At 58.3% G+C, this 11,535-nt stretch carries 10 protein-coding genes; 6 read left to right on the top strand and 4 right to left on the bottom strand.

The features are described from left to right. Positions 1-62 precede the first annotated feature (62 nt). The 3 genes from lipA to FIV08_RS04025 are packed head-to-tail and all read left to right on the top strand — an operon-like array spanning position 63 to position 4,863. Positions 63-1,109 carry a lipoyl synthase gene (gene lipA, locus FIV08_RS04035; RefSeq protein WP_152437410.1) on the top strand — a complete coding sequence of 349 codons (1,047 nt, stop codon included), beginning with the start codon at positions 63-65 and terminating at the stop codon, positions 1,107-1,109. A 7-nt stretch (positions 1,110-1,116) separates the two neighbouring features. Continuing rightward, a complete protein-coding gene (locus FIV08_RS04030; protein WP_152437409.1) occupies positions 1,117-2,337 on the top strand; it encodes a methyl-accepting chemotaxis protein in 1,221 nt (406 codons plus the stop codon). Positions 2,338-2,385: 48 nt separating this feature from the next. Further along, entirely contained in the window at positions 2,386-4,863 is a 2,478-nt protein-coding gene (locus FIV08_RS04025; protein ID WP_152437408.1) for an efflux RND transporter permease subunit, read from the top strand. Positions 4,864-4,913: 50 nt separating this feature from the next. Here the strand turns inward: FIV08_RS04025 and FIV08_RS04020 are convergent, their stop codons facing one another. After that, positions 4,914-5,357 (bottom strand): Spy/CpxP family protein refolding chaperone, encoded by a 444-nt coding sequence (locus tag FIV08_RS04020; RefSeq protein WP_058092255.1) that lies wholly within the window; start codon positions 5,355-5,357, stop codon positions 4,914-4,916. A 239-nt stretch (positions 5,358-5,596) separates the two neighbouring features. On the opposite strand from FIV08_RS04020, the gene ylqF reads away from it, so the two are divergent. Beyond that, on the top strand, positions 5,597-6,520 hold the full coding sequence (gene ylqF, locus FIV08_RS04015) for a ribosome biogenesis GTPase YlqF (protein WP_152437407.1): 924 nt from the start codon (positions 5,597-5,599) through the stop codon (positions 6,518-6,520). Between the two features lie 275 nt (positions 6,521-6,795). Further along, complete coding sequence (gene fnr, locus FIV08_RS04010) at positions 6,796-7,548, top strand: fumarate/nitrate reduction transcriptional regulator Fnr (protein WP_058092256.1); 753 nt, start codon at positions 6,796-6,798, stop codon at positions 7,546-7,548. A 27-nt stretch (positions 7,549-7,575) separates the two neighbouring features. Here fnr and FIV08_RS04005 read toward each other — a convergent pair whose 3' ends face one another. Next, positions 7,576-8,457: an SDR family oxidoreductase gene (locus FIV08_RS04005; protein WP_058092232.1), complete on the bottom strand. Its 882-nt coding sequence runs from the start codon at positions 8,455-8,457 to the stop codon at positions 7,576-7,578. Between the two features lie 156 nt (positions 8,458-8,613). Between FIV08_RS04005 and FIV08_RS04000 the strand changes: the two genes are divergently transcribed. Next, entirely contained in the window at positions 8,614-8,970 is a 357-nt protein-coding gene (locus tag FIV08_RS04000; protein ID WP_058092233.1) for a hypothetical protein, read from the top strand. A gap of 30 nt (positions 8,971-9,000) precedes the next feature. On the opposite strand, the gene alr is transcribed toward FIV08_RS04000, so the two are convergent. Together alr and dnaB are read right to left on the bottom strand one after the other, a co-directional pair. Continuing rightward, positions 9,001-10,074, bottom strand: coding sequence for an alanine racemase (gene alr / locus FIV08_RS03995; protein ID WP_058092234.1), 1,074 nt, complete (start codon positions 10,072-10,074; stop codon positions 9,001-9,003). Beyond that, a complete protein-coding gene (gene dnaB, locus FIV08_RS03990) occupies positions 10,074-11,480 on the bottom strand; it encodes a replicative DNA helicase (protein WP_058092235.1) in 1,407 nt (468 codons plus the stop codon). Before dnaB ends, alr begins: the two co-directional genes overlap by 1 nt. Positions 11,481-11,535 lie beyond the last annotated feature (55 nt).

Here is an 11,535-nt window from a genome sequence, read left to right as displayed (position 1 = left end):
GCTCGCCCCGCCGATTAACCTTTAAGGTTCTCCATACCTTTTCTGCGAGAGTCTCCGGCCCAATGAGCGAAAGCGCAAAGCCCCGCATTACCAGTGGTTCCAAATTCCGTAACGAACACGGCTTTTCCGCCATCAAGGACGGCGTGAAAAGAACAGCCTCCAGCACGGAAGACAAACCCCTGGAGCGCAAGCCAAAATGGCTGAGAGCGCGAATGCCCGGTGGCGAACGCTACGATGCCGTGCGCCGCAACGTCTCGGAACACCGCCTGAGCACCGTATGCCAGGAATCCCACTGCCCCAACATCGGCGAATGCTGGACCAACGGCACCGCCACCATCATGGTGATGGGCTCGGTGTGTACCCGAGCCTGTAAATTCTGCGCGGTCGACACTGGCAACCCAAAAGGCTGGCTGGACCCGGAAGAGCCAGAGAACACCGCCAAGTCTGTGGAGCTGATGGGCCTGCGCTACATCGTTCTGACCTCGGTAGACCGGGACGATCTGGACGACGGGGGTGCTGCGCACTACGCCGCCTGTGTCTCTGCCATCAAACAGCGCACCCCGGAAGTGGCTGTTGAAGCCCTGACCCCGGATTTTGACGCGGTAATGAGCGACGTGGAAAAAGTGGTGGATTCCGGCCTGGACGTGTTCGCCCAGAACGTGGAAACCGTCAAACGCCTGACTCACCGTGTGCGCGACCCCCGTGCCGGTTACGAGAAAACCCTGAGCGTGCTGGCCCACGCCAAGAAGCACCGGCCAGACGTACTCACCAAGACCAGCCTGATGCTCGGCCTGGGTGAAACCGAAGAAGAAATCCTGGCAACCATGGATGACCTGCGGGCTATTGGCGTCGACATTCTTACCCTTGGCCAGTACCTGCGCCCCACGCCCAACCATCTGCCGGTTGAACGCTACGTGACCCCGGAAGAGTTCAACCGCTACCGCGACATCGGCCTGGAGAAGGGCTTCATGGAAGTGCCATCAGGCCCCATGGTGCGCTCCAGCTATCGGGCTGACCGGGTGTTCGACAAGAACAACCTGGGGCTGGCCGTGCCCGACGTTCCGCAGGCGAGCAACGCCATGCAGATTCCCGTTAAAGCCATCGACTGAGGCGCCCATGCTGACACTGCTGCGCAATGCCCGGCTGAAGTACAAGTTCTGGTTGCTGAATATTGTGGTGTTTGCTGTGCTCTGCCTGCTGGTGCTTTACGCCATGCAGCTGATCGCTGACCAGTCTGGCGCAACCTTCTCACAGGTATTTTCCGACACCGCACCGGGGTTTGCCCTGGTGGTTGCTGTGCTTATGGCACTTGAGATGGCCGGTTCCCAATTGCTGATTTCCTTTATAGAGCGGCACATACACCGCCTCAAAGACACCATGGTGTCGGTTCAGGCCAGCGGCAATCTCAGCGAGCGGGCCCCGGTGGATTCCACCGATGAGATCGGCGAGATGGCTACCGCTTTTAACGCCATGCAGGATCGTACCGTCGAAGTTGTTCGCAGCATGAAGGAGGCTATCGAACGTCTGAACCGGGAGGTTCAGGAACTGACGCTCGCAGCGGAATCCCGACGGGATAATCTGGCACGCCAGCAGGCCGGTGCCGACCGCTCCGCCGAAGTGATCGAAACCATGCTACAAAGCTTCATCGGCATTGCCGAGCAGTCTGGCATTGCCAAAACCCTGTCCCACGAAGCTCGCGATACGGCGCTTGCCGGCCAGGAACGGGTGGGCAGGAGCGCCGACAGCATTCGCCAGCTTGAACAGGTTATCCGCAACTCCGCCAGCAGCGTCGAATCCCTGGCCGAAAACAGCCAGGCCATTGGCCAGACCATCACCGAAATCAAAGGCATAGCCGAGCAGACCAATCTGCTGGCGCTGAATGCCGCCATTGAGGCCGCCCGCGCTGGCGAGCAGGGCCGAGGCTTTGCCGTCGTCGCGGATGAAGTGCGCAAACTGGCCCAACGGGTGCAGGATTCCACCGACCAGATCCAGACCAGACTGGACAAGCTGCTGGCCGCCATGAACACCTCGGTACAGCAGATGACCGGCAGCTCAGAGAGCGCTGCCCGCTGCGTGGAGGAGTCGGAACAGGGGCGCCAGGCCCTGGAAGCCATCAATGAAGTGGTTACCCGCATTGACCGGACCAACCAGGAAATCGCAGACATGTCCGCCGAACAGACGGCCGGTACCGATGACGTGCTGGCCAATGTTCAGGGTATCCGGGACACCACTCAGAGCATGGTCACCCAGCTTTCCGACAGCGCCGAGATGACCCGCCGACTGAAACACCTGATCGAATCGCTCGAAGACGCGGCATCAAAGGTCAAAGTTCACTGAGGTTTGTGGCACACTCTGCAGTCGTTTTTCGCTGCAGAGTCCTGATACATGAACCGCATCGGTGCCTTTTACGATCGTTTTATTCTTCCCCACCCCTGGATGGTACTGGTCCTGTTCGGAGCCATCCTGGCCCTGGCGGCCGTGCGCTTTGACCAGTTCCGGCTGGACGCCTCGGCGGAATCGCTGGTGCTTGAGAATGATCGCTCTCTGGAAGAGTACCGGCAGGTAAACCGCACCTTCACCACTTCAGACGACTTCCTGGTGGTGACTTACACGCCCCACGAGCCACTATTCACCCCGGAGGGCCTGGGCCGCCTCAAAGCCCTGCGGGACGAATTGCAGGCGCTGGAAGCCGTCAGCTCGACCAACAGCATCCTGAACGTACCGCTGCTGCACAGTCCGGATCTGACGCTGGATACCGTCGACACCGAGATCAAGACCCTGGACGAACACGAGGTTGCCCCGGACACCGCGCGCCAGGCGCTGCTGGACAACCCCATGTACCCGAACCTGTTGCTCAGCGAAGATGCCGGCACCACCGCCATTCAGGTTAACCTGCCCACACCCGAGCGCTATTTCGAATTGCTGAACCAGCGTGACAACCTGCGGGACAGGGTTAACTCCGGCAACGCCAGCGCCAATGACCAACGGCAACTGGAACAGGTCAGCCAGGAATTCATTCGTTACACCGAATCCCTGGGCAAGGAGAGGGATGCCACCATCAGGAAGGTCCGGGTGATCCTCGATAACCACCGGGAGCACGCCAGCATTCACCTGGGTGGCGTACCGATGATTGTGGCCGATATGATCCGCTTCATTAAGAGCGATCTGTCTACCTTTGGCCTGGGTGTGCTGGCGTTCCTGCTGCTGACCCTGGCGGTTATCTTCCGGCAATGGCGCTGGGTTCTGGTGCCCCTGTTGTGTTGCGGCTTTACCGTGTGGCTGATGATCGGCTTCCTTGGCTGGGCCCAGTGGCCCGTCACCGTCATCTCATCCAACTTTATTTCCCTGCTGCTGATCATGACCCTGTCGCTCACCATTCACCTGATTGTGCGCTACCGGGAGTTCCAGCACGACGAGCCAGGTGCTGCGCCCCGGGATGTCCTGCGCCGCACCGTCATGGCCATGATCAAACCCTGCTTCTATATGGCCATCACCACCATTGTCGCCTTCGGGTCCCTGACCTTCAGCGGCATTCGACCAGTGATTGATTTCGGCTGGATGATGACCCTGGGACTATCCGTAGCCTTCATCATCACCTTCCTGGTGTTCCCTGCCCTGCTCAGCCTGCTGCCGCCACCTTTGGACAGCCGGGTAACCTCGGACAGGATTCCGTTCACCGATGCCTTTGCCCGATTCACCGAGCGGTTCGGTGGCACCGTGCTTGTGGGTTCCGGGGTGATTGCCGCACTGTGCGTGGTTGGCCTTAACCGGCTGACCGTTGAGAACAGCTTTATTGATTACTTCAAATCCTCCACCGAAATCCACCAGGGCATGATCACCATAGACGACCGGCTTGGCGGCACCACGCCGCTGGATGTGGTGATCACCGATGAGCCGCCACCTGAGAACTACAGCGACGACCCCTTCGCCAGCGATTGCGATCCGTTTGTGGAAGACTGCGACGAAGAAGACTACCGGGACACCTGGTATACCTACCAGAAAATGCGCCAGCTTGGTGACGTGCACGACTACCTGAACAGCCTGCCAGAGACCGGCAAAGTGCTGTCGATCAGCACCACCCTGGACCTGCTCGCCCAGATCAACGGCGGTACGCCACTGAACGCCGTTGAGCTGGCGTTTGTGCCCGCCGCGGTGCCCGACGATTTGCAGGACATTCTTCTGACACCCTACATATCGGAAGAGCAGAGCCAGGCCCGGTTCAGCATCCGGATTCTGGAAACCATGCCGGATTTGCGCCGGCAGGACCTGCTGGACCGCATACACAACCACCTGACGACGGACCTTGGCTACGCTCCGGAACGAGTCCAGCTCTCGGGTATGACAGTGATGTACAACAACATGCTGCAGAGCCTGTTCGACTCCCAGATCAAAACCATCGGGGTGGTTTTCGCAGCTATTATGGTGATGTTTTTGATCCTGTTCCGGTCACTCAAACTGGCGCTGATCGGCATGGCCCCGAACCTGATAGCGGCTGGCTCGGTGCTTGGGTTGATGGGCTGGCTGGGAATTCCACTGGATATGATGACCATCACCGTGGCGGCCATCACCGTGGGCATTGCCGTGGATGACACCATCCACTATATCCACCGGTTCAAAACCGAGTTAGCCAAAGACGGCGACTACGTGGCCACCATGCACCGATGCCATCGCAGCATCGGCCAGGCCATGTTCTTCACCTCGCTGACCATCATCTCCGGGTTCTCGATTCTGGTACTGTCCAACTTCATCCCGACCATCTACTTCGGCCTGTTCACCGGCTTTGCCATGTTCATGGCCCTGGTGGGAGCCCTGACGCTGCTGCCAAGGCTGATCATCCTGTTCAAGCCTTTCCCTGCCCGATAATAAAAAACCCCGCCGGAGCATCGCTCGGGCGGGGTCTGATTCAGCCGGTTTTACTGGCCAGGCTGCATCATCTGCTGTTGCTGACGCATCTGCTGCTGCATTTCCCGCATGCGACGATCCAGCTCATCACGCTGCTCTTCGGTGAATACCGCATCCACCTTTGCCTGCATCAACGCAGACAGCGCGGCGATCTCGCCTGTCACATCACCCAGCTTCTCGGCGTTGTCCCGAATGGCAGATTCGCTGTAGTCCGCCTTGATTTCAGCCTGCAGTGCCTGCTGCAGTGACTGGGCATTCTGACGCAGTGCACCAATTTCGCCCTGCATGTCGTCGATGATGCCGCGAATTTCAGTTTGCTGGTCATCAGACAAACCCACCATCTCGGCCAACTGGTCTACCTGGTCAGGCTGGCCAGGGGCGGCTTGCTGGGCAAATGCAGGCATTGACAGGCTGATGGCCACCAAAGCAGAACCAATAATTTTTGCAATCTTCATAAATTTCTCCAAATGGCCGGTGGCCACGCTCTAACCACCGGATTTCGTTGCTTTCACTGTCCAAGGCTGTACACACTAAAACATTCCAGCCCCACTTTTCACCCCGATCACCCTTCTTTTTGTACACACTTCCGAAAAAATCTCCGTCGGCTCCCGGCACACGGGGGTCGCAGCGACTATGAAAATTTAGTCATTCCCCTGCATAATGGCGCCTTTAAACAGCGAGCGGAGCACACACCATGGCGATTAACTGGTTTCCCGGGCACATGCACAAGGCCCGAAAGGAGATCAAAAAAGTCATGCCTCAGATGGATCTGATCATCGAGGTAGTCGACGCGCGCATTCCTTTTAGCAGTGAGAACCCGCTGGTGCCCTCGCTTCGTGGTGACACCCCGCTGATCAAAGTCCTGAACAAGCGTGATCTGGCAGACCCGGCGATCACCGATCAATGGCTACAGTGGCTGGAGCAGGAACGGGGCGTTCGTGCCATTACCCTGACCCATAACGAACGTAAGGAAGCGTTGGGTATCCTCAAGCTGGCCGAGGAACTTACCCCTGGCCACGATCGGCAGAAAAGCGCGCTTCGGGTGATGATCCTGGGCATTCCGAACGTTGGCAAGTCTACCCTGATCAACACCCTTGCCGGCCGGCCGGCCGCCAAGACCGGCAACGAGCCGGCGGTTACCCGGGCCCAGCAAGCCATCAAACTGCCAGACAACATACTGCTCTATGACACGCCAGGGTTCCTCTGGCCCAAACTGTCCCCGGAACAGTGCGGTTACCGGCTGGCCATTTCCGGCGCCATTCGCAGCGCCGTGCTGGACTTCGAAGATGTGGCGATGTTTGAGGCGGACTACCTGGTCAAGTCCTACCTGGAACTGGTGATGGCCCGCTACGGTCTGGAACAGCAACCGGCCGATGGCCTGGCGCTGATGGATGCCATTGCCGCGAAACGAAAGTTCTTCCGCCGGGGCGGTGTGCCAGACCTCCACAAAGTGTCGGAAATCCTGCTCAATGAATTCAGGGCCGGAACCATCGGCCGGATTTCCCTGGAAACACCTGAGATGGTAGAGAGAGAACTTCAGCAGGCCCGGGCCGATGAAGAAGCCAGGGAAGCCGAGAAGCAGGCCCGTACCGAGCAACGCAAGAAGAGGTCGTCCTGAGCGAATTCCCACCGTTTGGCCACCGGCCCGGTTAGACCAAAGCCTTCTTAAAATCCACGCATAAGACTAGACTCTTTTGCTATACTTGATTTTGATCAATGTGTGAGAATCCAGATGTTTCAGCATTGTCACCCATGGCGGTCCGCTAAACTTTAAGCGTATCCGGATTGGCCATGGTCTTGCTTCCTGAGCAGGGGCAATCCTTGCCAACCAGGAATGAGGACGGCTGCGCATGACCGCAGCCTGATATGGATCAACCCGGATGGTTCGTCAATATGGCCCAGGCAATTCGACTTCACCAAGTGTCTCCCCTCAAGGCCTCCTGCCAGCAGTGCAGCCTGAGCAACCTGTGTCTTCCCCTGGCGGTGGAAGAAAACGATCTGGAGCGATTGGAAGACATTGTCCAGCAGGGACGGATTTTCAATCGCGGCGAGCACATCTTTGATCAGAGCACGCCGTTCCGCTCGTGCTTTGCGGTCAAGAGCGGTTCCATCAAAACATCCATCATTACCGAAGGTGGAGACGAGCAAGTGACGGGCTTCTTCATGCCCGGCGAACTGGTGGGCCTCGACAGCATGAGCAGCGAACACTATGCCTGTACCGCGAAAGCCCTGGAACGCACCAGTGTGTGCGAGTTCCCGGTAGACAAACTGGAAGAACTCACCGGCAAGCTGCCGGAACTGCAGCACCACATGTACCACCTGATGAGCCAGGAAATCCAGAACAGCCATCAACTGGCCATGCTGCTGAGCAAGAATACCGCCGAAGAGCGCATCGCTGCCCTTTTGCTGTCGCTGTCCAGCCGGTTCCGCCGTCGCAGAATGTCGCCCACCAACTTCAGCTTGCCCATGGCGAGAAACGATATCGCCAATTTCCTGGGGCTGGCCGTGGAAACCGTGAGCCGGGTGTTCACCCGCTTCCAGAATCAGGGCATCATCCGGGCCAAGGGCCGGGAAGTGGAACTTCTTGATGTTGAAGCCCTGCAGATGGTCACTCGGGATTTCGCTCGCCAGGGCTGCCAGCAGTAAGCCCGGGGACCAACAGCGCCGGCAGCTTCAGGAGCTCGCCGGCGCCTTGTCTGGCTCTACTTCTGGCGTTGTTTTCAGCATCGCCACCTCTTCCGACAACCACGTTCGCCAGGGCAGCTGCTTGATGCCAAAGGTATTGCGAATCTTGCTGCACACCATGGTGGTATTCACCGGCTCCAGATGCCCCCACCCAGGCACTTCGTCCACTATCCTTATGTCTTCGGGAATACCGGGCATCCCAGCAATCGCCAGCCCCAGCTCATAGAGGTTGATTTCTTCAGCCCCGGCGTACTGATAGGTGCCCCATACCTCAGCGCCACAATCTACCTGCAGAACCACCGCGGTAATCACCCGTGCCAGATCCTGCACGGCCACCGGCTGGCCCTTGCAACGCCCGGGCAAATGCAGCCCTTCGTTACCAGCGGTGCTTTTCTGGACCTTCTCGATAAACCGGGCGAGGCTCCAGCCGGTTCTCAGCAGGATATGCCTGGGCAATACGGTGCGAAGCGCCTGTTCACACTCCCATTGCCAGCGGCCCAGTTCATTGACTGGTTGCCCGGGATTGGAGGCAATATAAGCCGCCTGCTTACGGCCATCAAAGACATAACAGGACGATAGCTGTAACAGGGCCATGTTCCGGTCACGGGCAAACTCCGCCAACGCCAGGGGTAGGGAAAACGCCGCCTGGTGCGTTGCCTCGCGATTATCCTCGGCCTTTTCGGGGTCTACCAGCCACAGGGCATTCACAATCAGGTCAGTGTCTTCAGGAATCCAGTTTTCCAGAGCGTGCAAGTCGGCGTTGGCCGGGTCGCTGACCAGTAACGGGCTGACCTGAAGATGGGTTCTTCGCAGCCGCTCCAGCAACACCCTGCCAAGAGGGCCATAGTCGTGAACCACAAGTACATGCACGTTGAATCACTGCCTCCGGAATATCACTGATATGACGGGCGCTGGCAATCACTCAGGCCAATGGCCCGGGCAATCCATTTGCTGCACTATCATGCAACTTCAAGCGCCGGTGTAAAACCCATTCTCACTGACGAGCATACAACAACAGGAACCTCTATGCTGAAACAACAAAGCCATATCGTGGCCCCCATCCCGGACGAACTGCGCACCCGGGCCCTGTATACCGTAAGCGAGCTCAAGGGGCGCGGTAAAGCCGATAAGGAAGCCATCGAAAAGCTGTACAACCTGATTGTCGAGCTGACTGAACAGGGCCTGGATTTCTTCTTCCTGGAGCCCCTGCGGCGCCTGAATGCCAGCAGCATGATGATGGGCATGGCCAAAATGGGCATCAGCAGCATGCTTAAAGGCAGCAAGATGGTTGTTCACAAGGTGCTGAAAAAGCTGGATGACCGGAGCCTGGCGGCGATTCTCGACTTTATCGAAGAAATCATTCACGAACCTGAAGCCCACTAAACTCGCCCAAGAGCCCTGTGGGTCTGCCTTTTACTCGCAGACCCTGGGCACTCTGGCGGTGACCCCGGTCAGCAGCTCGTAGCCTATGGTACCGGCACAGCTTGCGACTTCGTCGACGCTGACCGTCGTGCCCCACAGCTCCACGGGATCACCCTCACGGGCCTCTGGCGCACCGGTCAGATCGACTGCCAGCATATCCATGGATACCCGGCCCAACAGACGAATACGCTTGCCACGAATGGCTGCCGGCGTTCCGGTACCGGCATGGCGAGGATAACCATCACCATACCCGATGGCCACCATACCCATTCGGGTATCCTCCTGAGCCACCCAACCTGCACCGTAACCCACAGATTCTCCGGCGCGAACAACACGCGTGCTGATCAATGGCGCCTCAAGAGTCATCACTGGCTGCAGCCCCAGCTCCGGGCCGGTCTTGCCGATCATGGGCGAGGCCCCGTACAGCATGATACCGGGCCGACTCCAATCATAGAGCGGCTGGCCCGGCCGAAAATGGGCCGCAGAATTGCCCACACTGCGCATTAACGCTGGCCAGGCCGCCGTGGCGTCCTCAAACAAACGGGTTTGATGATCGGTCATATCGCTGGTGAGGTCATCAGCACAGGCGAAATGGGTAACAAACCCCAGCAATGGCCCCCTAGTCGCTGACGGCCCCAAGGCGGCAACCACGGAATCCAGTTCTTCCGGGCGGAACCCCAAACGGTTCATGCCGGAGTTCACCTTCAGCCAGAACCGGGGTTGCGGGCCCGCAGCCAGCCATTCGAGTTGCCCGTGGCAATGCATTACGGGCTCGAAACCATGCTGTACGCAATCACGCAAGTCATCAGGGGCATGCACGCCCTGCAGCAACACGACAGGCTGCCCGAGGCCGGCGCTCCGGATTGCCAGCGCTTCCTCAATACAGGCCACGGCAAATTTTTCGACCTCACCGGCCAGAGCCCGGGCAACGTTAACAATCCCGTGGCCATAGCCATCCGCCTTGACCACAGCCATGGCACGGGCGCCACCGGCCCTGGCCTGAGCCAACCGATAATTATGCCTTAGAGCATCCAGGTCAACGCGGGCAACGGTACTGCGTGGCATTAATAATCACCACCGTAATCGCTGTAATCCCCATGGGCCAGGTCTTCAAACTTGGTGTATTTACCGATGAACGCCAAGCGAATGGTGCCGATAGGACCATTCCGCTGCTTACCAATAATAATTTCCGCGATGCCCTTATCCTGGGTGTCTTCGTTGTAGACCTCATCCCGGTATACGAACATGATAACGTCGGCATCCTGCTCGATCGCACCGGATTCCCGCAGATCCGAGTTCACCGGCCGCTTGTTGGGCCGCTGCTCCAGGCTACGGTTAAGCTGTGACAGCGCCACGACCGGGCAACTCAGTTCCTTTGCAATACCCTTGAGTGAGCGCGAAATCTCGGAGATCTCCGCAGTACGACCTTCGGTATTGCCAGGCACCCGCATCAACTGAAGGTAGTCGACCATGATCAGGCCGATTTTGCCGCCATTCTCCCTGGCAATCCGCCGTGCCCGTGACCGCATTTCCGTCGGGCTCAGGCCCGGCGTATCGTCAATATAGAGGGGTTTGTCCTTGAGCAGGCTCACCGCGGAGGTCAGCCGAGGCCAGTCGTCTTCCTCCAGCTTACCGCTCCGGACTTTGGTCTGGTCTATCCGCCCCAGGGAAGACAACATACGCATAGCCAGAGCATCTGCCGGCATCTCCATACTGAACACCAGTATCGGCGTGCCGGTACTGATCAGAGCGTTCTCGACAATGTTCATAGCGAAGGTGGTCTTACCCATGGAGGGCCGGCCTGCAACGATAATCAGGTCCGCTGGCTGCATACCGGAGGTCTGGTCATCCAGATCACGAAAGCCTGTGGTCAAACCCGTGGTCTGTTCACCGGATTCAAACAGCTCTTCAATACGGCTCAGCGTTGTCGCCAGAATGGGGTTGATCGCCTTGGGGCCAGAGCCTTCCTTCGACCGGGATTCGGCGATCTGGAATACGCTGCGCTCGGCCTCGTCCAGAATCTCGCTGCTCTTTCGCCCCTGGGGATTGAACGCAGAGTCGGAAATCTGGCCAGAGACCTCCACCAGTTTCCGAAGCACCGAACGCTCACGGACAATCTCGGCATAGGCACGGATATTTGCCGCTCCCGGCGTTTTCTCTGCAAGCTCGGCCAGATACGACAAGCCACCGGCATCTTCAATGTCACCGGCACGCTCCAGAAACTCGGCCAGGGTAACCACATCCAGGGGTTCACTTTCACTGGCGAGGCGCTCCACGGCACCAAAAATCAACCGGTGGTCCTGGCGGTAAAAGTCAGCAGCAGAAATGATCTCGGAGACTTCATCAAAACGCCGGTTATCCAGCATCAAACCACCGAGCACCGCCTGCTCCGCTTCAACAGAATGGGGCGGAACCTTGATACGGCTGGTTTCCGGATCAATGGATGCAGGTTTCAGAGTGGGATTGGCCATAAACACCAGACAACGTTGAATTGAATAACAGGAAACAAGAATACCAGAAAGCAAC

The sequence above is a fragment of the Marinobacter sp. THAF197a genome, from assembly GCF_009363275.1.
In the GTDB taxonomy this organism is placed as follows: Bacteria; Pseudomonadota; Gammaproteobacteria; order Pseudomonadales; family Oleiphilaceae; genus Marinobacter.
This window is presented reverse-complemented; position numbering and strand designations above follow the sequence as displayed.

What these genes read in the sequence shown, in the direction of transcription:
- FIV08_RS04025 (WP_152437408.1), top strand. Translation starts at nt 2,386, where the DNA reads ATGAACCGCATCGGTGCCTTTTACGATCGTTTTATTCTTCCCCACCCC.
- dnaB (WP_058092235.1), bottom strand. Translation starts at nt 11,480, where the DNA reads ATGGCCAATCCCACTCTGAAACCTGCATCCATTGATCCGGAAACCAGC.
- ylqF (WP_152437407.1), top strand. Translation starts at nt 5,597, where the DNA reads ATGGCGATTAACTGGTTTCCCGGGCACATGCACAAGGCCCGAAAGGAG.
- alr (WP_058092234.1), bottom strand. Translation starts at nt 10,074, where the DNA reads ATGCCACGCAGTACCGTTGCCCGCGTTGACCTGGATGCTCTAAGGCAT.
- lipA (WP_152437410.1), top strand. Translation starts at nt 63, where the DNA reads ATGAGCGAAAGCGCAAAGCCCCGCATTACCAGTGGTTCCAAATTCCGT.
- FIV08_RS04030 (WP_152437409.1), top strand. Translation starts at nt 1,117, where the DNA reads ATGCTGACACTGCTGCGCAATGCCCGGCTGAAGTACAAGTTCTGGTTG.
- fnr (WP_058092256.1), top strand. Translation starts at nt 6,796, where the DNA reads ATGGCCCAGGCAATTCGACTTCACCAAGTGTCTCCCCTCAAGGCCTCC.
- FIV08_RS04020 (WP_058092255.1), bottom strand. Translation starts at nt 5,357, where the DNA reads ATGAAGATTGCAAAAATTATTGGTTCTGCTTTGGTGGCCATCAGCCTG.
- FIV08_RS04000 (WP_058092233.1), top strand. Translation starts at nt 8,614, where the DNA reads ATGCTGAAACAACAAAGCCATATCGTGGCCCCCATCCCGGACGAACTG.